21 protein-coding genes and 1 pseudogene are annotated in these 22,317 nt (G+C 67.2%); 9 read left to right on the plus strand and 13 right to left on the minus strand.

The annotated features are described in order from the left end of the window. Together LRR16_RS23220 and LRR16_RS23225 are read left to right on the plus strand one after the other, a co-directional pair. Positions 1 to 191, plus strand: a pseudogene (locus LRR16_RS23220) (hypothetical protein); the annotation flags it as partial. A gap of 131 nt (positions 192 to 322) precedes the next feature. Next, on the plus strand, positions 323 to 1,228 hold the full coding sequence (locus LRR16_RS23225; RefSeq protein ID WP_156526344.1) for a GntR family transcriptional regulator: 906 nt from the start codon (positions 323 to 325) through the stop codon (positions 1,226 to 1,228). Between the two features lie 27 nt (positions 1,229 to 1,255). Here the strand turns inward: LRR16_RS23225 and LRR16_RS23230 are convergent, their stop codons facing one another. From LRR16_RS23230 to LRR16_RS23250, 5 genes are all read right to left on the minus strand, one after another. Next, a complete protein-coding gene (locus LRR16_RS23230; RefSeq protein WP_064572501.1) occupies positions 1,256 to 1,885 on the minus strand; it encodes an SCO family protein in 630 nt (209 codons plus the stop codon). Positions 1,886 to 2,023: 138 nt separating this feature from the next. Then, entirely contained in the window at positions 2,024 to 2,965 is a 942-nt protein-coding gene (locus LRR16_RS23235) for a heme o synthase (RefSeq protein ID WP_006579467.1), read from the minus strand. Beyond that, positions 2,962 to 4,134 (minus strand): heme A synthase, encoded by a 1,173-nt coding sequence (locus LRR16_RS23240; RefSeq protein ID WP_064572499.1) that lies wholly within the window; start codon positions 4,132 to 4,134, stop codon positions 2,962 to 2,964. Before LRR16_RS23240 ends, LRR16_RS23235 begins: the two co-directional genes overlap by 4 nt. A gap of 10 nt (positions 4,135 to 4,144) precedes the next feature. Further along, the gene (locus LRR16_RS23245; protein ID WP_232207222.1) at positions 4,145 to 4,804 is read right to left on the minus strand and encodes an SCO family protein; all 660 of its coding nucleotides are present in this window, start codon (positions 4,802 to 4,804) and stop codon (positions 4,145 to 4,147) included. Positions 4,805 to 4,822: 18 nt separating this feature from the next. Next, the gene (locus LRR16_RS23250) at positions 4,823 to 5,656 is read right to left on the minus strand and encodes an SURF1 family protein (protein WP_232207223.1); all 834 of its coding nucleotides are present in this window, start codon (positions 5,654 to 5,656) and stop codon (positions 4,823 to 4,825) included. A 69-nt stretch (positions 5,657 to 5,725) separates the two neighbouring features. Between LRR16_RS23250 and LRR16_RS23255 the strand changes: the two genes are divergently transcribed. The 7 genes from LRR16_RS23255 to LRR16_RS23285 all read left to right on the plus strand — a co-directional run bounded on the left by LRR16_RS23255 (position 5,726) and on the right by LRR16_RS23285 (position 15,402). Beyond that, on the plus strand, positions 5,726 to 5,938 hold the full coding sequence (locus LRR16_RS23255; protein WP_232207224.1) for a twin transmembrane helix small protein: 213 nt from the start codon (positions 5,726 to 5,728) through the stop codon (positions 5,936 to 5,938). Between the two features lie 525 nt (positions 5,939 to 6,463). Beyond that, the gene (locus LRR16_RS23260; RefSeq protein ID WP_232207225.1) at positions 6,464 to 10,285 is read left to right on the plus strand and encodes a nitrate reductase subunit alpha; all 3,822 of its coding nucleotides are present in this window, start codon (positions 6,464 to 6,466) and stop codon (positions 10,283 to 10,285) included. Beyond that, on the plus strand, positions 10,282 to 11,808 hold the full coding sequence (gene narH, locus LRR16_RS23265; protein ID WP_232207226.1) for a nitrate reductase subunit beta: 1,527 nt from the start codon (positions 10,282 to 10,284) through the stop codon (positions 11,806 to 11,808). The genes LRR16_RS23260 and narH overlap by 4 nt, the downstream gene beginning before the upstream one ends. A gap of 3 nt (positions 11,809 to 11,811) precedes the next feature. Beyond that, a complete protein-coding gene (gene narJ, locus LRR16_RS23270) occupies positions 11,812 to 12,537 on the plus strand; it encodes a nitrate reductase molybdenum cofactor assembly chaperone (RefSeq protein ID WP_232207227.1) in 726 nt (241 codons plus the stop codon). Between the two features lie 38 nt (positions 12,538 to 12,575). After that, complete coding sequence (narI, locus tag LRR16_RS23275; RefSeq protein ID WP_232207228.1) at positions 12,576 to 13,259, plus strand: respiratory nitrate reductase subunit gamma; 684 nt, start codon at positions 12,576 to 12,578, stop codon at positions 13,257 to 13,259. A 24-nt stretch (positions 13,260 to 13,283) separates the two neighbouring features. Next, entirely contained in the window at positions 13,284 to 14,066 is a 783-nt protein-coding gene (locus LRR16_RS23280; protein WP_232207229.1) for a peptidylprolyl isomerase, read from the plus strand. A 40-nt stretch (positions 14,067 to 14,106) separates the two neighbouring features. Beyond that, positions 14,107 to 15,402 (plus strand): nitrate/nitrite transporter, encoded by a 1,296-nt coding sequence (locus tag LRR16_RS23285; RefSeq protein ID WP_232207230.1) that lies wholly within the window; start codon positions 14,107 to 14,109, stop codon positions 15,400 to 15,402. A gap of 126 nt (positions 15,403 to 15,528) precedes the next feature. Here the strand turns inward: LRR16_RS23285 and LRR16_RS23290 are convergent, their stop codons facing one another. The 8 genes from LRR16_RS23290 to LRR16_RS23325 all read right to left on the minus strand — a co-directional run bounded on the left by LRR16_RS23290 (position 15,529) and on the right by LRR16_RS23325 (position 22,302). Then, the gene (locus LRR16_RS23290) at positions 15,529 to 16,389 is read right to left on the minus strand and encodes a cytochrome c oxidase subunit 3 (protein WP_232207231.1); all 861 of its coding nucleotides are present in this window, start codon (positions 16,387 to 16,389) and stop codon (positions 15,529 to 15,531) included. A gap of 118 nt (positions 16,390 to 16,507) precedes the next feature. Continuing rightward, positions 16,508 to 16,723 carry a DUF2970 domain-containing protein gene (locus tag LRR16_RS23295; RefSeq protein ID WP_006579794.1) on the minus strand — a complete coding sequence of 72 codons (216 nt, stop codon included), beginning with the start codon at positions 16,721 to 16,723 and terminating at the stop codon, positions 16,508 to 16,510. 23 nt (positions 16,724 to 16,746) lie between these two features. After that, positions 16,747 to 17,373, minus strand: coding sequence for a cytochrome c oxidase assembly protein (locus tag LRR16_RS23300; protein WP_006579793.1), 627 nt, complete (start codon positions 17,371 to 17,373; stop codon positions 16,747 to 16,749). A gap of 30 nt (positions 17,374 to 17,403) precedes the next feature. Then, positions 17,404 to 17,535, minus strand: coding sequence for a cytochrome oxidase small assembly protein (locus tag LRR16_RS23305; protein WP_006579792.1), 132 nt, complete (start codon positions 17,533 to 17,535; stop codon positions 17,404 to 17,406). 97 nt (positions 17,536 to 17,632) lie between these two features. Next, a complete protein-coding gene (ctaD, locus tag LRR16_RS23310; RefSeq protein ID WP_023263844.1) occupies positions 17,633 to 19,237 on the minus strand; it encodes a cytochrome c oxidase subunit I in 1,605 nt (534 codons plus the stop codon). Between the two features lie 39 nt (positions 19,238 to 19,276). Then, positions 19,277 to 20,530 (minus strand): cytochrome c oxidase subunit II, encoded by a 1,254-nt coding sequence (coxB, locus tag LRR16_RS23315; RefSeq protein ID WP_023263845.1) that lies wholly within the window; start codon positions 20,528 to 20,530, stop codon positions 19,277 to 19,279. Between the two features lie 64 nt (positions 20,531 to 20,594). Then, on the minus strand, positions 20,595 to 21,107 hold the full coding sequence (locus LRR16_RS23320) for a DUF2244 domain-containing protein (RefSeq protein WP_232207236.1): 513 nt from the start codon (positions 21,105 to 21,107) through the stop codon (positions 20,595 to 20,597). Between the two features lie 238 nt (positions 21,108 to 21,345). After that, on the minus strand, positions 21,346 to 22,302 hold the full coding sequence (locus LRR16_RS23325) for a methyltransferase domain-containing protein (protein ID WP_232207232.1): 957 nt from the start codon (positions 22,300 to 22,302) through the stop codon (positions 21,346 to 21,348). Between the last annotated feature and the right edge of the window lie 15 nt (positions 22,303 to 22,317).

Below are 22,317 nucleotides of genomic sequence, written 5' to 3' on the forward strand. Positions count from 1 at the left end.
GCCGGCTGCTCGGACGCCCGGGCCGCTTCCGCGCGCTGCAGCGTTTCCTGGACTACGTGCAGTCGCACGACAAGGTCTGGATCGCACGCCGCATCGATATCGCGCGGCACTGGATCGAGACGCATCCCCATGCCGAATCGGCGCGCGAGCCAAGGGCGGCGGTGCAGGGCGATCTGTCGCTGGCGCTCTGAAGGAACGCCTCGGATGGCTGGACGGCGGCCTGCGCGCACCGGCGTTTCGGGCCGGCGCCGCCCGCTTTGTGTACGATATGCGGATCGTTCGTCGCCAATCGCGGTGACAAAGTCCACCGCGCATCGTCACAATGTCATCACTTCGCAAGCCGGCCGGCGGCAAGACCGCCGCCGCATCGGCGCCCACGGCGGCCACGCGCAAGACCGCCACCGGCAAACCCGCCGCCCGCAAGGCCACGTCCCGCAGCACCGTTGCGCCGGCTGAGGACGCACAGACCATGAGCGCCGCCGCTGCAAACGCAGTCGCCAATGCCGCCGCCAACACCGCCGCCAACGCCGCCGAGAGCGCGGACAGCGGCAGCGCCGAAGCCTCGGCCACCGAGGCGATCTATCTGAGCCTGCTGTCCGCGATCATGGAACACCGGCTGCTGGCCGGCACCAAGCTGGTCGAGGAGCGGCTGTGCGAGGTCACCGGCGCCAGCCGCGCGCGCATCCGCCAGGTGTTCGCCCGGCTGGCGCACGAAAAGCTGGTCACGCTGGTGCCGAACCGCGGCGCCTTCATCGCCAGCCCGTCGGTCGAGGAGGCGCACCAGGTGTTCCAGACGCGCCAGGTCATCGAGCCCGAGCTGGCCGCCACGCTGGCGCGCCACGCGACGCCGGCCAAGGTCCGCAGCCTGCAGCGGCACGTGCAGGAAGAGGACGCGGCGCGCGCACGCGGCGACCGCGCCGCGGTGATCCGGCTATCGGGGGAGTTTCATATCCTGCTGGCGGAAATGGCGGGCAACGCCATCCTGGAGAAGGTCATCCGCGAGATGGTCTCGCTGACCTGCCTGATCATCACGCTCTATGACCGGCCGGGTGCACCGGCCTGCCCGGAGCACGAGCACCGCGACCTGATCGCGGCAATCGAGAAGCGCGACGAAGCCGCGGCCCGCGCGCGGATGCGCGAGCACCTCGAGCACATCGAAGGGTCGCTGGACCTGACCGTGACCGAGGTCGGCGCGCCGGACTTCTACAGCATCTTCAACAAGGGCTGAGCCCCGGCGGCCTGCCGTCCGGACAGGTCAGGACAGCAGCTGCTTCATGTCCTTGACGATCGGCTCGGTGCCCTGGCCGTGGCGGATGAACAGCCGCAGGCGCCCTTCCGGATCGAACACATAGCTGCCGGCCGAATGGTCGACCGTGTAGTTGCCCGGCGCGCTGCCGGGCACCTTGGCGTAGAACACCTTGAAGTCCTTGGTCAGCTGGCGCAGTGCCGCTTCGTCGGCGGGCCGCATGCCGAGGAAGCGCGGATCGAAGGCCGGCACGTACTGGGCCAGCAGCGCCTGCGTGTCGCGCTCCGGATCGACGGTGATGAACAGCACCTGGACGCGGTCGGCGTCCGGGCCGAGCTGCTCCATCACGGTCTTCCACTCGACCATCGTGGTCGGGCACACGTCGGGGCAATGGGTGTAGCCGAAGAACATCACCACGGCCTTGCCCTTGAAGTCGGCCAGCGTGCGTTCCTTGCCGGTGTGGTCGGTCAGCTTGAAGTCCTTGCCGAATTCGCTGCCGCCGGTCACGTCGATGTTCTGGAAGGTCGGCTTCTGCTGGCCGCAGGCGGCCAGGCCGAGCGCCAGCAGCGCGACCAGCAGGAAGCGGCGCAGATTGGCCAGGGACGGGAATACGGACGAGGGAAACGAGGCGGTGCGCATGGTGTCGGTTCGGTTTGGGCTTGTCTGCGTGTGCCGGCGGGAGGAGTGGCGCGGCAGGCGCGCCGGCGGCAGCGGCTAGTATCGCCGATCGCGGCACACCGGGCGCTGGCCGCGACATCGTGTCGCGGCCGGGCGCCGTCATGCCTGCGGCACGAACTTGAAGTAGTGGTCGATCAGCAGCGCGGCGAACAGCAGCGACAGATAGAGGATCGAGAAGCGGAAGGTGCGCTGCGCCAGCGCGTCCGAGTATTGCCGGTACAGCTTCCAGGCATAGGCCAGGAAGATGCCGCCCAGCACCAGCGCCGCCGCCAGGTAGATGTAGCCGCTCATGCCGTAGACAAAGGGCAGCAGCGTCGCCGCGATCATCACCAGCGTGTACAGCAGGATGTGCAGCAGCGTGAAGCGTTCGCCGTGCGTGATCGGCAGCATCGGCAGGCCCGACTTGGCATAGTCGGCGCGGCGGTACAGCGCCAGCGCCCAGAAGTGCGGCGGGGTCCAGGTGAAGATGATCAGCACCAGGAACCAGGCCTCGGCCGGCACGTCGCCGGCCACCGCGGCCCAGCCCAGCGCCGGCGGCATCGCGCCCGACAGGCCGCCGATCACGATGTTCTGCGGCGTGGCGGGCTTGAGCAGGATCGTGTAGACCACCGCGTAGCCGACAAAGGTGGCGAAGGTCAGCCACATCGTCAGGTCATTGGTAAACACGTGCAGCAGCCACATGCCGGCGCCGCCCAGCACCAGCGAGAACACCAGGATCTGGCTCGTGCCGATCTCGCCGGTGGCCGACGGACGCCACGCGGTGCGGCGCATCAGCGCGTCGACCTTCTGCTCGACCAGGCAGTTGATCGCGAAGGCGCCGGCGGCCAGCAGCCAGATGCCGGCGGCACCGCCGATCAGCACGCGCCACGGCACCATGCCGGGCGTGGCCAGGAACATGCCGATGATGGCGCAGAAGACCGCCAGCTGCGTCACGCGCGGCTTGGTCAGCGCGGCGTACTGGCGGGCGAGGTGGCGCAGCCGGCTGGGCGGTTGCTGGGTCTGGGTAGCGGTGGTGGCCACGGGAGCAGTCTTGTCTTTCATGAGGCGCGCGCCGTGTCGGCCGGGCGATTTGCGCCGGCGGCTTCGGGAGCCGGGGCGTCATGAGCGGCAGCGGGGGCGCGATCGAAGGAACCGGGGGCCGCGGCGGTGGCGGCGCGGGTCGCGAGCCCTATATTGTAATTGAGCCTGACCAACAGCATCAGCAGCACCGCCGCGCCGCCATTGTGGGCGACTGCTGGCAAAAGCGGCCAATCGAGCACGATATTCGACAAACCGGTTGCCAACTGTAGCACCAGCGTCGCCAACAGCCAGTGCGACGCCCGCGCCAGCGGCGCAAAACGGCGCGTACGCAGCGCGAACCAGGCCAGATAGCCGAGCACCACCACGGCGAAGCCGCGGTGCACCCAGTGGATGGCCACCAGCGCGGAATGCGGGATGTAGTCGCCGTCCGCCGTCATGCCCAGCTGCCGCCACAGCGTGAAGCCATGGCGGAAGTCCATCTCGGGAATCCATTGCCCGTTGCACAGCGGGAAATCGGTGCAGGCCAGCACCGCGTAGTTGGTGCTGACCCAGCCGCCCAGGAAGATCTGGATCGTCAGCAGCGCCAGCGCGATCCGTCCCGGCCAGCGCAGGCCGGCCGCCGCCGGCGCGATCGTGCGCGGCGGGTCGCTGCGCGAGCCCAGCCAGATCAGCGCCGCCAGCAGCGCCATGCCCAGCAGCAGATGGGTCACCACGATGATCGGCTGCAGCTTCAGCGTGACCGTGAAGGCGCCGAACGCGCCCTGCACGCAGACCAGCAGCAGCACGCCGGTGGCGAACCACGGCGATTGCTTCAGCTCGCGGCGCTTGCTCCAGGCCAGCACCACCAGCGCGATGATCAAGACCCCGACCGCCATCGCGAAGTACCGGTGCAGCATCTCGATCCAGGCCTTGGCCCAGGTCACCGGGCCGCTCGGCAGTGCCGTTTCGGCCGCGCGAATGTGCTCGACGGCCGCATAGGGGTTCGAATGGCCGTAGCAGCCTGGCCAGTCGGGGCAGCCCAGGCCCGAGTCCGTCAGCCGGGTAAAGCTGCCGAACATGATCAGGTCCAGCGTCAGGAACGCGGTGATCCAGACCAGCTTGCGGTATTTGTCGCGGCTGCCGCGGGCCAGCACATAGCTGAGCGGCAGCAGCGCCAGCAGCAGGCCGATCAGGGCGAGTTGAGTCAGCATGGGCCCTCCATCAGCCGATGCGGTTGTACTTGAGCAGGCGGCTGAGGTCCGAATGCACCTTCTTCGGGTCCGGGTCCTTCGGGAACCGCATCATCAGGTTGCCGAGCGGATCGACCAGATACAGCGTGGCCTCGATCGCCTCGCCGTCGGCGGGCGGCAGCCAGCCGCGGATCTGCTCGCGGGGCATGCGCAGGAAGCGCACGCCGGCATAGGGCTCGTTGTAGGCGGCGGTCAGGCGCGGGTCGATCGGCCCGTCGTCGCTGACCAGCCAGACCGGCACGATGCGCTCGCGCTCCTTGCCCTGGCCGGCGCGGATCTGCCGGATCGTGAACAGCCGCTTCGCGCACGCCTCGTCGCAGGCGGCGCTGTCGGTCGACACCAGCAGCCATTTGCCCTTGAAGTCCTGCAGCGGCACCGGCTGGCCGCGCTCGTCCGTCACCTGCACGGCCGGCGCCGGGCGCTGCGGCTCGATCAGCGTGCCGTAGTTGGTCTGCCCGCCGGCCGGCCGGAACACGTAGTAGGTCAGATACGAGGCGATGACCGGCGACGCGCAGACCAGCAGCAGCAACAGCATCTGGATCCGGCCGCGGCGCGTGCGGGCATCGATGCGCGGATCGCTGCGGGAGTCTTGCGGCGCGGCCGGCTTGGCCGTGGCGGGATCGGAAGGCATGGATCGTCGTTGGAGTGATTAATCGTCGTTGCGGGCGGCGCCCGCGGGGGCCGTGCCGGCGGCGCGGCCGGCATCGGCCGGGTTGGCGAGCCGCCGGGCACGCCGCCAGGTCAGCACCACCAGCAATACCAGCGTCAGCGCGGCCAGACCATACCACTGAAAGGCATAGCCGTAGTGGCGCTCGACGCCGAGGTCGGCGCTCGCCCAGTCGCGCGCCAGGCCATCGCCGCTGTCGCTGCGCTGCTGCAGCACGAACGGCTGCAGCGGCATACCCAGTTCGGCGGCAAAGTCGTCGAGGTCCAGGTTCTGCCGGATCGGCGCGCCGCGCTGGGCATCGGCGCCACCGAGCTGATAGACCTTGGGCACGTCGGCCAGTGCCACGCCCTGCAGCGTCACCGTGCCTGCGGGCGTCGGAAACGGCGCGATGCGGGTGCGATCCTGTGGATCACGCGGCAACCAGCCGCGCAGCACCAGCACGGCGCGGGGCGCACCGGCGTCGGCGCTGGCGCTCGCACTGGCTGACTCGTCGGGCCGCAGCGGCGTCAGCACCAGGAAGCCCGAGCGGCTGTCCTGCCCGTTGCCGTGCGGACGGTTTTCCAGCAGCACGGTGTGGGCCGGGTCGAACTTGCCGCGCACGACCACCTGGCGCGACACCAGCCCGGCCGCGGGCAGCGGCGGCGGCGCCGTGCCGATCCGCAGCGGCGGCGCCTCGGCCAGCGCGCGCAGCCGCTCGGCGCGGGCGATCTTGTCGTGGGCACGGCCGAGCTGCCAGTTGCCCAGCGCGCAGGTCACCGCGATGACGACCAGCGCCGCGACCGTCGGCACCGGGCTCAGGGCGCGCAGCAGCTTCATCGACGGGATAGCCAAAACCGCCCCGGAGACGCGGTGCGATAATGGCACACCATCGCCCCGACCGCCGCCATGCGCATCGTCATCATCATTGCCTTCATCCTGATCGTCTCCAGCCTGGCCTCGGCCCTGTTCTTCATGATGCGCGACCGCGGCAAGTCGAGCGCGCATATGGTCCGTTCGCTGACGGTACGTGTCGGCCTGTCGATCGCGCTGTTCCTGTTCATCCTGTTCTCGTACTGGATGGGATGGATCGAAAGCACGGGCATCCGCACGGGGCCGTAGCACCGGGCACCTTCCGGACAGCCGACAAACAGCCAGCGCCGCAGGGGTGGACTCCTGCGGCGCTGGCTGTTTGTGCTGGCAGGGAATGCACGGCAATCCCGCATTCTAAAGGATCGACACGCCGCGCCGCGCCCTTGGATCCGTGTGCCCTGCGTATTGCAGCCGTAATCGGCTGTGTCGCCGCCGTGTCGCCGCCGTGTCGCCGCCGTGTCGCCGCCGTGTCGCGGCGATCACCGGCATTTCGGTACATAACTGAAACGCGATTTGTAATTCATGCGAATAGCACGCCGGCGGTGCCGTCATTCGCCGATTTTGATTCAGGTCAAAGAATCTTTTCGTTCCGTTTTTACCGATCGATATGGCATGTTAATGTGGTTGGCACGCGAATTTGCAATTTCGCGTTCGACCACTAATATCAAAGCCGCCCCATGAAATGCCTTGTCGGAACGCGTGCGCCTGCACGCGGGGGATGGCTGTTGCCGCCGTTTTCTGCATGGCCGACAGGCGGAATCGACCGGAGCCGTCATGAGCCATTTTCTCGACCGCTTGCGTTACTTCTCGACCGAGCGCATCGCATTTTCCAATGGCCACGGCGCCGTCACCGACGAAGACCGGAAATGGGAGGACGGTTATCGCCAGCGCTGGCAGCATGACAAAATCGTGCGCTCCACGCATGGCGTCAATTGCACCGGATCCTGTTCCTGGAAAATCTATGTCAAGGGCGGCATCGTGACATGGGAAACCCAGCAGACCGACTATCCGCGTACCCGTCCCGATCTTCCCAATCACGAGCCGCGCGGCTGTTCCCGCGGCGCCTCCTATTCCTGGTACCTCTACAGCGCCAACCGGCTCAAATACCCGCTGGTGCGCAGCGCATTGGTCAGGCTGTGGCGCGAGCGGCGCCAGTCGATGGGGCCGGTCGAGGCCTGGGCCTCGATCGTTGACGACCCGCAGGCGCGGCGCCGCTATCAGGCGCGCCGCGGCCTCGGCGGCTTCGTCCGTTCGAGCTGGGACGAGGTCAACGAGATCGTCGCCGCCGCCAACGTCCATACCATCGCGCGGCACGGGCCCGATCGCGTGGTCGGTTTCTCGCCGATCCCGGCGATGTCGATGGTGTCCTACGCCGCCGGCGCGCGCTACCTGTCGCTGCTGGGCGGCGTCTGCCTGAGCTTCTACGACTGGTATTGCGACCTGCCGCCCGCGTCGCCGCAGACCTGGGGCGAGCAGACCGACGTGCCCGAATCGGCCGACTGGTACAACTCGACCTTCATCGTGATGTGGGGCTCGAACGTGCCGCAGACGCGCACGCCCGACGCGCATTTCATGACCGAGGTCCGCTATCGGGGCACCAAGGTGGTGTCGATCTTTCCCGATTATTCGGAAGGCGCGAAGTTCGGCGACATCTGGCTGCATCCGAAGCAGGGCACCGACGCGGCCCTGGCGCTGGCGATGGGCCACGTGGTGCTGAAGGAATTCCACCTGGCGCCGGGCCGCAGCGCCTACTTCCTCGATTACTGCCGCCGCTATACCGACATGCCGTGTCTCGTCCGGCTGGTGCCGCATGGCGACGGCTATGTGCCGGAGCGGCTGGTGCGGGCCGCCGATTTCGATGACGCGCTCGGGCAGGCCAATCGGCCCGAGTGGAAGACCGTGATGATCGACGAGACCACCGACCGCGTCGTCGTGCCGCCCGGTTCGGCGGGCTTTCGCTGGGGCCAGCAGCAGGACGGCAAGCCCGGCGACGACGCGGGCAAGTGGAACCTGCGGATGGAGAGCGCCGACGGCACGCCGCTCGTGCCGCGGCTGTCGCTGGCCCAGGCGCATGACGAAGCGGTCGACGTGCAGTTCCCCTACTTCGGCAACGTCCCGCATCCGCACTTTCCCAATACCGGCCACGGCTCGGTGCTGTCGCGCCGGATCGGTGCGCGCCGCATTGCCACGCGCAACGGCGACATGCTGGTCACCACGGTCTACGACCTGTTCATCGCCAATTATGGGCTGGACCAGGGGCTGGGCGGCCGCGATGTCGCCGCCTCCTACGACGACGACATTCCGTACACGCCGGCCTGGCAGGAAGCGATCACCGGCGTCAGGCGCGCCGACGTGATCGCGGTCGCGCGGCAGTTCGCCGAAAACGCGCACAAGACCGAGGGCAAGTCGATGGTGATCCTCGGCGCGGGGCTGAACCACTGGTTCCATATGGACATGTCCTACCGCGCGATCATCAACCTGCTGATCATGTGCGGCTGCGTCGGCAAGTCTGGCGGCGGCTGGTCCCACTATGTCGGCCAGGAAAAACTGCGGCCGCAGACCGGCTGGACGCCGCTGTCGTTCGGCCTGGACTGGTATCGACCGCCCCGCCAGATGAACGCGACCTCGTTCTTCTACGCGCATACCGACCAGTGGCGCTACGACCCGATGGACCCGGGCGCGCTGCTGTCGCCGCTGGCCGACAAGTCGCAATTCCACGGCGCGCCGATCGACTACAACGTGCGCGCCGAACGGATGGGATGGCTGCCGTCGGCGCCGCAGCTGCTGCAGAACCCGCTGGCGCTCGGCCGCAAGCTGACCGATGCGTCGCAGGCCGGCAGCGTCGTCGCCGACGGCCTGAAGTCCGGCGCGCTGCGCATGGCCTGCGAGGACCCCGACGATCCGCGGGCCTTCCCGCGCAACCTGTTCGTCTGGCGCTCCAACCTGCTCGGCTCGTCCGGCAAGGGGCACGAATACTTCCTCAAGCATCTGCTGGGCACCACGCATGGCGTGCAGGGCGAGCAGATCGGCGAAGGACGCCATGGCGAGGTACCGCGGCCCGAGGAGGTGGCGTGGCATGAGAACGCGCCCGAGGGCAAGCTGGACCTGCTGGTGACGCTGGACTTCCGCATGTCGACCACCTGCATGTACTCCGACGTCGTGCTGCCGACCGCGACCTGGTACGAGAAGGACGACATGAACACGTCCGACATGCATCCGTTCATCCATCCGCTGTCGGCGGCGGTCGATCCGGCCTGGCAATCGAAGAGCGACTGGGAAATCTTCAAGGGCATTGCGAAGCGTTTCTCCGAACTGGCTGAAGGTCATCTCGGCATCGAGCGCGACGTGGTGCTGTCGCCGATCGGCAAGGACACGCCGGCCGAGCTGGCCCAGCCCTTCGACGTGCGCGACTGGAAGCGCGGCGAATGCGAGCCGCAGCCGGGGCGGACGATGCCGTCGGTGACCGTGGTCGAGCGCAACTATCCGGCCACCTATCGCCGCTTCACCTCGCTGGGGCCGCTGATGGACAGGCTGGGCAATGGCGGCAAGGGCATCGGCTGGAATACCGAGGACGAGGTCCGGTGGCTGGGCGAGCTGAACCAGCGCACGTCCGACTCGGACGATGCCGGCCACGCCGGTCACGCCGGACAGAGGCCGCGCATCGATTCGGCGATCGACGCCGCCGAGGTGATCCTGTCGCTGGCGCCCGAGACCAATGGCGCGGTCGCGGTCAAGGCATGGCAGGCGCTGTCGGCGCTGACCGGCATCGACCACACCCATCTGGCGCGGTCGCGCGCCGACGAGCGCATCCGCTTTCGCGACATCCAGGCGCAGCCGCGCAAGATCATCTCGTCGCCGACCTGGAGCGGCATCGAGTCCGAGCACGTGTCGTACAACGCCTGCTACACGAATGTGCACGAGCTGATTCCATGGCGCACGCTGACCGGCCGCCAGCAGCTGTATCAGGACCATGCGTGGATGCGAGCGTTCGGCGAATCGCTGTGCGTCTACAAGCCGCCGATCGATACCGGCAGCTACGCGGGCATGGTCGGCACGCGCTCGAACGGCAATCCCGAGATCGTGCTGAACTTCATCACGCCGCACCAGAAGTGGGGCATCCACAGTACCTACACCGACAACCTGCTGATGCTGACGCTGTCGCGCGGCGGCCCGATCGTGTGGATCGCCGAGGACGACGCCAGGCAGGCCGGCATCGTCGATAACGACTGGATCGAGTGCTACAACGCCAACGGCGCGCTGTGCGCGCGCGCCGTGGTCAGCCAGCGGGTGCCGCGCGGCATGGTGATGATGTATCACGCGCAGGAGAAGATCGTGAACACGCCGGGGTCGGAGATCACCGGCGGGCGCGGCGGCATCCACAACTCGGTGACGCGGGTCTCGCTCAAGCCCACCCACATGATCGGCGGCTACGCACAGCTGTCGTACGGCTTCAACTACTACGGCACGGTCGGCGCCAACCGCGACGAATTCCTGATCGTGCGCAAGATGCGGCGCGTGGACTGGCTCGACGATGCGCCGCCCGATCCGGTCAACCCGGCCACCGAACACAGGATCCGCGAAGGAGAGGCCCGATGAAAGTGCGCGCGCAGATCGCGATGGTGCTGAACCTGGACAAATGCATCGGCTGCCATACCTGCTCGGTGACCTGCAAGAATGTCTGGACCAGCCGCGAGGGCATGGAGTACGCCTGGTTCAACAACGTCGAGACCAAGCCCGGCATCGGCTACCCCAAGGACTGGGAGAACCAGCAGCGCTGGCGCGGCGGCTGGAGCCGCAAGGCCAACGGCCGGCTCGAGCCGCGCCTGGGCAGCAAGTGGCGGATCCTGGCGCAGATCTTCGCCAATCCGCGCCTGCCGGAGATCGACGACTACTACGAGCCGTTCACCTTCGACTACGCGCATCTGCAGGACGCGGGCGACAGCCGCGCGATGCCGGTGGCGCGGCCACGCTCGCTGATCAGCGGCGAGCGGCTGGAGAAGATCGAATGGGGGCCGAACTGGGAGGAGATCCTCGGCGGCGAATTCGAGAAGCGCTCGCAGGACTACAACTTCGAACAGGTGCAGAAGGACATCTACGGGCAGTTCGAGAACACCTTCATGATGTACCTGCCGCGCCTGTGCGAGCACTGCCTGAATCCGGCGTGCGTGGCGGCGTGTCCGTCTGGCTCGATCTACAAGCGCGAGGAAGACGGCATCGTGCTGGTCGACCAGGACAAGTGCCGCGGCTGGCGGATGTGCGTGTCGGGCTGCCCCTACAAGAAGATCTACTTCAACTGGCACAGCGGCAAGGCGGAGAAATGCATCTTCTGCTATCCGCGCATCGAGGCCGGCGAGCCGACCGTCTGCTCGGAGACCTGCGTCGGCCGCATCCGCTATCTGGGCGTGCTGCTGTACGACGCCGACCGCATCGAGCAGGCGGCCAGCGTCGAGTCCGAGCAGGACCTGTACGAGGCGCAGCTGTCGCTGTTCCTCGACCCGAACGATCCCGAGGTGATCGCGCAGGCCGAGCGCGACGGCGTGCCGGCCGGCTGGATCGACGGCGCGCGCAAGTCGCCGGTCTACAAGATGGCGATCGACTGGAAGATCGCCTTTCCGCTGCATCCGGAATACCGCACGCTGCCGATGGTCTGGTACGTGCCGCCGCTGTCGCCGATCAATGCCGCCGCCAACAGCGGCGAGCTCGGCATCAATGGCTATCTGCCGGACGTCGGCTCGCTGCGCATTCCGCTGCGTTACCTGGCCAACCTGCTGACCGCCGGCGACGAGGCGCCGGTCAAGCTGGCGCTGGAGCGGCTGCTGGCGATGCGCGCCTATATGCGCGCGCGCCATGTCGACGGCGTCGACGCGCCCGGCGTGCTGGCGCAGGCCGGGCTGAACGCCGCACAGGTCCAAGAGATGTACCGCTACCTGGCGATCGCCAACTACGAGGACCGCTTCGTCATCCCGACCTCGCACCGCGAATACGCCGAGGATGCCTTCGACCTGCGGTCTTCGTGCGGCTTCTCGTTCGGCAACGGCTGCTCGGACGGACGCTCGGAAACCAGCCTCTTCAGCACGAAGAAGGGCAATCGCAAGATCCCGATCCGCCAGGAGTTCTAGGACATGCTGACCGACGTCTTTTCGCGTGCCGCCGCGCCTTCGCCGGCCACCTTCTCGCTGCTGTCGGCCCTGCTCGACTATCCCGAGGCCGCGCTGCTCGACGCCGTGCCGCAGGCGCGCCGGCGCGTCGCCGAGGACCGCTCGCTGCCGCGCGACAGCCGCGCCGACCTCGAACGTTTCCTCGACTACCTGGCCGCGCGCGAGCCGCTGACGCTGCAGGAGAACTATGTCGCGCTGTTCGATCGCGGGCGCGCGACCTCGCTGCATCTGTTCGAACACGTGCATGGCGAATCGCGCGACCGGGGCCAGGCGATGGTCGACCTGCTGCAGATGTACGAGCGCCACGGACTGCGGCTGCAGGCCGGCCATCTGCCCGACTACCTGCCGGTCTTTCTCGAGTACCTGTCGCGGCTGCCGGCATCCGACGCGGTGGCGCTGCTGGCCGAGACCGGCGAAATCCTGCAATCGATCGCGGCCCAGCTCGCCCAGCGGCGCAGCCACTACGCGCTGCCGCTGGGCGCGCTGCTGCGGATCATCGGGCAGCGCCCGCTCGCGCTGACGCTGCCCGAGCCCTCGGCGACCGACGCGGACGACGCGGCGCGCGTGCCCAGCGCGGCCGACTATCGCGAGCTGGACGCGGCCTACGCCGACGAGCCGGTCCGTTTCGTCGGCGCGGGCCAGCCCGCGGCCGAGCCGGTCCGCTTCTACGACAAGCGCCCTCAGCGCTGATCCCCGACTACCACACCGCTTGCGAACGGAGGGCCGTCATGACGCATTACCTGCATACGTTCCTGTTTGGCATCTATCCCTATATCTGCCTGGTGGTGCTGCTGCTCGGCAGCCTGATCCGCTTCGACCGCGAGCAGTACTCGTGGAAGAGCGACACCTCGCAGCTGCTGCGGCATCGCTCGCTGCAGATCGGCAGCAATCTGTTCCACTGGGGCATCCTGGTGGTCGTGATCGGCCACTTCGTCGGCTTTCTGGCGCCGCACTGGCTGGTGTCGCCGTTCCTGTCGGCGTCGGGCCATCAGCTGCTGGCCATGGTCGGCGGCGGCGCGGCCGGTGTGGTCGCCATCATCGGCCTGTCGATCCTGATCTGGCGGCGCCTGTTCGATGCGCGGATCCGCCGCAACAGCCGCGTCTCGGACATCGTGATCGTGCTGATGCTGTGGGTGCAGCTCGCTCTCGGACTGTGGACCGTGGTGCTGTCGATGCGGCATATGGACGGCGTGCTGTTCGAATCGCTGACCAGCTACGTCAAGGGCATCGTGACCTTCGAGCCGGCCGCCGCCGACATGCTGCGCGGCGTGCCTCTGACCTACCAGCTGCATATCCTGCTCGGCTTCACGCTGTTCCTGGTGTCGCCGTTCACGCGGATGATCCATATCTGGAGCGGCATGGGCACGGTCGCCTATCTGGTACGGCCGTTCCAGCTGGTGCGCCGGCGCTGACGCGGCGCTGATGGAGACATCGTGATGAACGACACCACCATGGCCGCCATCGCCCCGGCCAGCGTCAACGGCGTCGCGATCGGCGCCGAGGCGATCCGCGAGGAGAGCCTGCTGTACCGCGACGATCCCGATGCGATCGCCAGCGCCAGGCGCGCGCTGGCGATCCGCGAACTGCTGCGCCAGCGCGCCGTGGCGCTGGGCATCGCCGATGCCGGGACCGAACTCGACGATGCCGTGGTCGATGCGCTGATCGGGCGCGAGGTCAGCGTGCCGGAGCCGACCGAGTCCGATTGCCGGCGCTATTACGACGGCCATCCGGCGCGCTTCCGGCGCAACGAGATCGTCTACGCCAGCCATATCCTGTTCGCGGTCACCGGCGGCGGCGCGCTCGCGGCGCTCCGGCATCAGGCCGAGCAGACCTTGCGGCGTCTGTTGGCCGAGCCCGAGGCTTTCGAGGCGACCGCGCGCGAAATGTCGAACTGTCCGTCGGCCGGCGTCGGCGGCAGCCTCGGCCAGCTGCTGCGCGGCGACAGCGTGCCGGAGTTCGAGCAGGCCGTGTTCGACGGTGAGGCGATCGGCTTGCTGCCGGGATTGGTCAGGACCCGCTTCGGCTTCCATATCGTGCGGGTCGAACGTCGCGTGCCCGGCGAGGCGGTGGACTTCGACGAAGCCCGGGCCGAGATCGCGCGCTTCCTCGGCGAGCGCGTGCGGCACAAGGCGATCCAGCAGTACATCGCAATCCTGGCCGCGCAGGCCCGCATCGTCGGCGTGGCGCTCGGCGAGGCCAATGGCCCGCTGGTGCAGTAGTGTCGCGGCCCATCGATCCTGAACCTGCGAGGAAAATGACATGAGTTCGACGGCGAATGTGGCGGCGGTCGGCGGCGGCGCCACCAGGGTCACGGCGCAGGCGTGGTCGGTGCTGATCGCCAGCACGGCGGCCTTCATGGTCTGCTTCGTGGTGTGGATGATGTTCGGGGTCATCGGCGTGCCGCTGCGCGACGAGCTGGGCCTGAACAGCACGCAGTTCGGCCTGCTGACCTCGACGCCGGTGCTGACCGGCGCGCTGATGCGCCTGCCGCTGGGCGCATGGACCGACCGCTTCGGCGGCCGCATCGTGATGACGGTGCTGCTGGCGGTTTGCGCGCTGCCGGTGTTCGCGGTCAGCTACGCCACCGCGCTGTGGCAGTTCCTGCTGATCGGGCTGTTCCTGGGATGCGTCGGCGCATCGTTCGCGGTGGGCACGCCCTATGTCGCGCGCTTCTTCCCGGCCGAGAAGCGCGGCTTCGCGATGGGCTTCTTCGGCGCCGGCACGGTCGGCGCGGCGGTGAATCTGTTCGTCACGCCGGCGCTGCAGCAGGCCTACGGCTGGCGCGCGGTGCCGCGCGTCTATGCGGTCGCGCTGCTGGTCACCGCGGTGCTGTTCTGGCTCGCCTCGGCGCGCGACCCCGGCGCGGGCAAGCAGGGCGGCTCCTGGACCGAGTCGTTCAAGGTGCTGCGCGACCCCAGGGTCTGGCGGCTGTGCCAGTACTACTCGATCACCTTCGGCGGCTTCACCGCGCTGTCGCTGTGGATCCCGCAGTATCTGCAGGGCCAGTACGGCATGACGCTGGTGGCGGCGGCCGCCTTCGCCGCCGGCTTCTCGCTGCCGGGCTCGGTGCTGCGGGCGGTCGGCGGGCTGCTGGCCGATCGGCTCGGCGCGCACAGCGTCACGTGGTGGGGACTGTGGGTCGCGTGGATCTGCCTGTTCCTGCTGTCGTATCCGCCGACCGATTTCACGATCCACACCATCGATGGTCCGTGGACGATCGCGCTGCATACGCCGATGGCGGCCTTCGTCGTGCTGACCTTCATGCTGGGCGCGGTGTTCGCCTTCGGCATGGCGTCGACGTTCAAGTATGTCGCCGACGATTTCGCGTCGAACATGGGCGTGGTCACCGGCATCGTCGGGCTGGCCGGCGGGGTCGGCGGCTTCCTGCTGCCGATCCTGTTCGGTGCGCTGCTGGACCTGACGCGGGTGCGCTCGAGCTGCTTCATGCTGCTCTACGGCATCGTCTGGGTGTCGCTGATCCTGATCTACTTCGCCGACGTGCGGCGCACGCCGGTGATCGGTGGTGGGGCTGCAGTGCGGGCCGGCGCCGCCTGACGACGCCATGATGCCAATGAAAAGGGGACGCATTGCGTCCCCTCGATCATCGCGTCGTTCCCGCGAAAGCGGGAATCCAGCGTCTTTGAAAGCCCCTGGGTCCCCGCCTTCGCGGGGACGACAGCATTACAGCCAGTACACCACGACGTAGAGGAACAGCCAGACCACGTCGACGAAGTGCCAGTACCAGGCGGCGCCTTCGAAGGCGAAGTGATGATCGGGCGTGAAATGGCCGTTCAGCACGCGGATCAGCACCACCGTCAGCATGATGGCGCCCATCGTCACGTGGAAGCCGTGGAAGCCCGTCAGCAGGAAGAAGGTCGAGCCGTAGATGCCCGAGGTCAGCTTCAGGTTCAGGTCCGCGTAGGCGTGCATGTATTCATAGACCTGGAAGCCCATGAAGACCGCGCCCAGCAGGATCGTCAGGACCAGGCCCTGCACCACCTGGCTGCGCTTGCCGGCCAGCAGCGCATGGTGCGCCCAGGTCAGCGTGACGCCGGACATCAGCAGCAGCGCCGTGTTGATGGTCGGGATCGGCCACGGCCCCATCGCCTCGTACGGCTCGACCGTGCCGGCCGGACCGGCGTTCGGCCAGACCGCGGCGAAATCGGGCCACAGGATCTTGTTGTTCAGGTCGCCCAGCCACGGCATCGTGTAGACGCGGGCGTAGAACAGCGCGCCGAAGAAGGCGCCGAAGAACATCACCTCGGAGAAGATGAACCAGCCCATCGACCAGCGGTAGGAGATGTCGATGCGGCGGCCATACATGCCCCCCTCCGACTCGCCGATCGCGTCGCCGAACCAGCTCTTGAGCACGAACAGGAACCACAGGATGCCCAGCACGCAGACATAGGGCGCCCACGGCTGGCCGTTGACCCACCCTGCCGCGCCGGCGGCGGTCAGCAGCAGGCCCAGGCTTGCCGTGATCGGATGGCGCGACGGGCCCGGTACGAAGTAGTACGGAGCGTTTGCGCGATTCGCACTCATTCTGTTTTCTCCAGCTCAGATCTCTGATTCATCGTTATACGCCGGCTGCCCGAGGGCGGACGACGCTCTGTCTTCTTGTTGCCTGTTCCGCCGGCTATCCGGCTGCCCGCTTGCCCGGCTATCCGCCGACCACCAGGCGGACGATGCCGATCAGCACCACCACCAGGATCACGGCGCCGAGCAGGCCGGCGACGATCACATGGATGGGGTTCAGGTTGGCCATGTCGCGATCGTGTTCCGCGCCCTTGCGCAAGCCGATGAACGACCAGAACACCGCGCGCAACGTCTGCCAGAACGACATCTTGCGTTTGACCGCGTCCTTCAGTTCGTCCATGGCAGCCCTCCTCCTTTACTGCGTCAGCTGCCGGCGCTGGCCGGCGGCTGGTCGAGATGGCCCTGCGGCGCCGGCGCCAGCGGCGTGCCGATCTCGAAGAATGTGTACGACAAGGTGATGTTCTCGACGTCCTTGGGCAGATCCGGGTCGATCACGAACACCACCGGCATCTCGCGCGATTCCTTGGCCTTCAGCGTCTGCTGCTGGAAGCAGAAGCACTCGAGCTTCTTGAAATACTGGGTGGCCTGCTTCGGCGCGTAGCTCGGAATCGCCTGCGCCGAGATATCCCGGGTCTGGCCGTTGGCGACCTCGTAGACGATCGTCGCCATCTCGCCCGGGTGGACCTGCATGCTGGTCTTGACCGGGCGGAACGCGAACGGGCCGCGAGCGTTGGAATCGAACTCGACCGTGATCGTGCGGCTGGTGTCGACCTGCGTGTTCTGGCTGACCTTGCCGGCGCTGGCGCCGTAGAGCTCTCGCGTGGTGACGACGTTGATGCCGGTGATCTCGCAGATCTTCTTGTACAGCGGCACCAGCGCATAGCCGAAGGCGAACATCACGGCGACGATCACCAGAAGCCGCAGCATCATGCCGCGGTTGTAGCGCTTGTCCTCGACGTCGCCGGTCGAAACCGGCTGCTTCGTGCTCATCTCTGTACCTTGCAGCGGGACTCAGCCAATTCAGCCAAGCCAGGTCATCTTGGCGAAGAAACCCAAAAAGAAGACCAGCACGATCGACAGCAGGATCAGGCCGAGACGGCGATTGGCGGCCTTGCGGTCGGTCTGCGATGGGCTTTCGTTTGGATGCTGCATCGAATTCTCGGATTAGGGGGTGGCCGTCGCGGGCCGGGGCGGCAGGGTGGGCGGAGCGCGGACCCTGCGGCCCGCCGCCCCGCCTTGCCGGATGCCGTTACCGGACCTGCGGCGGCACCTCGAAGGTGTGGAACGGCGCCGGCGACGGCACGGTCCACTCCAGGCCTTCGGCGCCTTCCCAGGGCTTGTCGGCGGCCACTTCGCCTCCGCGGTACGACGGCAGCACCACGAAGAAGAAGAAATACACCTGCATCAGGCCGAAGCCCAGCGCGCCCAGCGACGAGATCGCGTTGAAGTCCGCGAACTGGATCGCGTAGTCCGCATAGCGGCGCGGCATGCCCGCCAGCCCGAGGAAGTGCATCGGGAAGAAGGCGATGTTGAAGAAGATGATCGAACCCCAGAAGTGCACCTTGCCGCGGGTCTCGTTGTACATGAACCCGCTCCACTTCGGACCCCAGTAGTAGAAGCCCGCGAACAGCGCGAACAGCGAGCCCGCCACCAGCACATAGTGGAAGTGCGCCACGATGAAGTAGGTGTCCTGGATCTGGATGTCGATCGGTGCCACCGCCGGGATCAGGCCGGTGAAGCCGCCGATGGTGAACACGAAGATGAAGCCGATCGCGAACAGCATCGGGGTCTCGAAAGTCATCGAGCCCTTCCACATGGTGGCGATCCAGTTGAAGATCTTCACGGCCGTCGGCACCGCGATCAGCATCGTCGCGTACATGAAGAACAGCTGGCCGGTCACCGGCATGCCGGTGGTGAACATGTGGTGCGCCCAGACGATGAACGACAGGATCGCGATCGAGGCGGTCGCGTAGACCATCGAGCTGTAGCCGAACAGGCGCTTGCGCGAGAAGGCCGGCACCACCTGCGAGATGATCCCGAATGCCGGCAGGATCATGATGTAGACCTCGGGGTGGCCGAAGAACCAGAAGATATGCTGGTACATCACCGGGTCGCCGCCGCCGGCCGCCGAGAAGAAGCTGGTGCCGAAGTGGCGGTCGGTCAGGACCATCGTGATCGCGCCCGCCAGCACCGGCATCACGGCGATCAGCAGGTAGGCGGTGATCAGCCAGGTCCAGCAGAACATCGGCATCTTCATCAGCGTCATGCCCGGCGCGCGCATGTTCAGGATCGTGACGATGATGTTGATCGAGCCCATGATCGACGACGCGCCCATGATGTGCATCGCGAAGATCGCCATGTCCATGCCCGGGCCCATCTGCACCGACAGCGGCGCGTACAGCGTCCAGCCCGCGGCGGTGGCGCCGCCCGGCACGAAGAACGACAGCGCCAGCAGCAGCGCGGCGGGCGGCATCAGCCAGAAGCTGAAGTTGTTCATCCGCGCGAACGCCATGTCGGAGGCGCCGATCTGCAGCGGGATCATCCAGTTCGCGAAGCCCACGAAGGCCGGCATGATCGCGCCGAACACCATCACCAGGCCGTGCATCGTGGTGAACTGGTTGAACAGCTCGGGGCGGAAAAACTGCAGGCCCGGCTCGAACAGCTCCAGCCGGATCAGCAGCGCCAGCACGCCGCCCGAGATCAGCATCGTGAAGGAGAACAGCAGGTACAGCGTGCCGATGTCCTTGTGGTTGGTGGCAAACAGCCAGCGGCGCCAGCCATGCGGATGATCGTGATGTTCGTCATGCGCGTGGTCGTGCGGATGGGCGAGTGCGTCCGGGGTAGCAGTACTCATCGCGAAAACTCCTGAAATCCTGTTCTAACGTCCACGCGTTCAGCTCGCGGCGCCCTGGGCGCCCGCGCTGGCTTGCTCGGCGGCGGGCTTGGCGTCCGCCGGTGCGCCCTGCGCCGACTTGGCGCCGCCGCCCTCGGGGAACTTGCCCGCGCGTGCATTGACGAAGTCGGCCGGCTGGATGACCTCGCCGGTCTTGTTGCTCCAGACGTTGCGGGTGTAGGTCATCACCGCGGCAAGCTCGGTGTCGGACAGCTGCTTCCACGACGGCATGCCGCCCTTGCCCTCGAGCAGGATGTGCATCTGGTCGGCCTGCGGGCCGTTGACCACCTTGGAGCCGTCCAGCGCCGGGAAGGCGCCGGCGCCCTTGCCGTTGGGCTGGTGGCAGACCGCGCAGTTCGCGGCGTAGACCTTCTCGCCGCGGACCTTCAGCTCGTCCAGGGTCCAGGTCTTGTTGGGATCGTCGGCCGCGGCGGCCATCGCCTTCTTCTTCTCGTCGACCCACTTGGTGTATTCGGCGTCGGTCACCACGCGCACCACGATCGGCATGAAGGCGTGTTCCTTGCCGCACAGCTCGGCGCACTGGCCGCGGTAGACGCCGGTCTTCTCGGCGCGGAACCAGGTGTCGCGCACGAAGCCGGGTATCGCGTCCTGCTTGACGCCGAAGGCCGGGATCATCCAGGCGTGGATCACGTCGTTGGCGGTCGTGACGATGCGGATCTTCTTGTTGACCGGCACCACCATCTCGTTGTCCACCTCCATCAGGTAGGTGTTCGACTTGGGCGCCTCGTTATTGATCTGCTCGCGCGGGGTGGTCAGCGTCGACACGAAGGAAATGCCTTCGCCCTCGCCCTTCAGGTAGTCGTAGCCCCACTTCCACTGGTAGCCGGTGGCCTTGATGGTGATGTCGGAGTTGGTGGTGTCCTTCATCGCGACCACGGTCTTGGTCGCCGGCAGCGCCATGCCGATCACGATCAGGAACGGGATGATGGTCCAGACGACTTCGACCGTGATGCTTTCGTGGAAGGAGGCGGGCTTGGAGCCCTTGGCCTTGCGGTGCGTGAAGATGGAATAGAACATCACGCTGAACACCGCGATGAAGATCACCGTGCAGATGATCAGCATCATCCAGTTCAGCCAGTGAATCTGCTCGGCGATCTTGGTGACCGGCTCGGTCAGGTTCAGCTGGCGCACGGCGGGACCGCCCGGCATGTCTTCGACAGCGAGGGCTGCCTGGCTGGCGAGCAGGGACGCGCCTGCCAGACACGCTGCGGATGCCTTCTTCCACATTTTCATTTGTTGTCTCTACCCAAATTACAGATTCGAATCTGCCCCTCGCTCCCAGCGGTGCCGCCTCTTTTTACAGGGCGTGCAAGGCTGAAACGAGTTCCTGCGCGAACTTTCGTCGCTTGTACGGGTCCAGAAAACACCCCACCTGCACAGCGTGCGTGCCACAGCGCACCACCACCAGCGCCGGGAACGATTCGCCCAGTTCGACCCGCACCCAGCGCGGGTTGAATTCCTCGCGGGTCACCTCACCGGCGCTGGCCTTTTCGACCACCAACCTGCCCTCGCTGAGCGTGACGCGCTCGTAGTCTGTCGCGTGCTGTGCGTAGGCGAGCAGCGCCACGCCGAGCCCGGCCAGCTCGAGCCCCGCAAAGGGCAGCACGAGCCAGGCTCCTCGCCACGCGAAGAACAGGGCGATGGCAAGGGAAATACTGACGATGGAGAGGTAAAACCAGCCGACCTGGCGTGGAGACAGCGAACAATTCCGCTTCATCAGCCAGTCGTTGTTCGGCACGGCATGGGCTCCGTTAGGACAATCACCGGGCCCGTCACGCGCCGTCTGGAGTGCGATACCGAGTTCCTGCATCGCCAACCACTCTGCATCGCTGCATCGGTTGCACGCCTGGAATTCTGCCGGCTTCACCGCACTGCTGCACTGCTTCGGTGCTAAAACGCCGATCTTCTGTGCCAGGGGACCACTGCGACAAACTGGCGCATTATAGGGCGCTTCGTCAACCGTAACAAGCCAAGCCCGGCGCGGCACGGCGCCCGCGCCACAGCGCGCCGATGCACAGCGGCAGTGCAGCGAGGCGACGCGCGGCGGCTCAGCCGCGCGGGCGGCCGCGGCCGATGCGGTCGATCGGCACCACGGCACGGCCCAGTTCGTCGCGGGCCTGGCCGCCCTTGGGCGGCAGCTTCCACGCGTGGCCGTAGACGATTTCGAACGTCAGCGCGATCACGCCGTCGCGATTGCGGCGGCGCTCGAGCGCGGCCAGCAGATTCTGGTGCCAGTGCCGGCCCTTCAGTCCGCGCATGCCATGCGCATCGTCGCCCGCGGGCCGGCGCAAACCGCCGAACGCATGCACGTCGCGCAGCAGCCGCTCGGGCGTCTCGTAGGTGACCGTCAGCGTTTCCATGTCCATCACTGGCGTCGACCAGCCGCTGTGGACCAGCATGTCGCCGATATCGTGCATGTCGACGAAGCGCAGCGTGTGCGGCTCGCCATCGACCTCGGCGAACGCATCGCGCAGCTCGCGCAAGGTATCGGGACCGAACAGCGAGAACAGCGCCAGGCCGTCGGTCCGCGTCACGCGATGCCATTCGGGAAACACGCGATGCGGTTCGGGATGCCAGTGCAGCGCCAGGTTTGACCACAGCAGGTCGAAGGCGCCTTCCGCAAAGGGAAGCGTGGCAAGATCGCCCTGCACCAGATCGAAGGTCGGCCGCTTGCCGAGCAGGCGGCCAAGCCAGCCGGGCTGCCGCTGCGGATCGCGTTGTGCGGCATGCGCCAGCATCGCGCCCGAGATATCGAGGCCGGCGATCTGCGCGTCGGGATACTGTGCGCGCAGCGCGGCCAGCCCCTGCCCCTGGCCGCAGCCGATATCGAGCGCGCGCTCGGGCTGGATGCGGATCAGTTGCATGCGCTCCTGCATGCGCCGGCCGATCTCGCCGAGCAGAAAATCCAGCTGGGCGAAGCCGGGGCTGCGCCGGTCGAAGGCGAGCCGGGTCAGCCGCGCGGGCGGCAGATAGGTATCGGGGGAGTCGGCGTGAGACGTGGACACGGAAGCGGCGGCAAG

Origin of the sequence: Cupriavidus sp. UGS-1 (assembly GCF_021213615.1) — a bacterium.
Taxonomy (GTDB): Bacteria; Pseudomonadota; Gammaproteobacteria; order Burkholderiales; family Burkholderiaceae; genus Cupriavidus.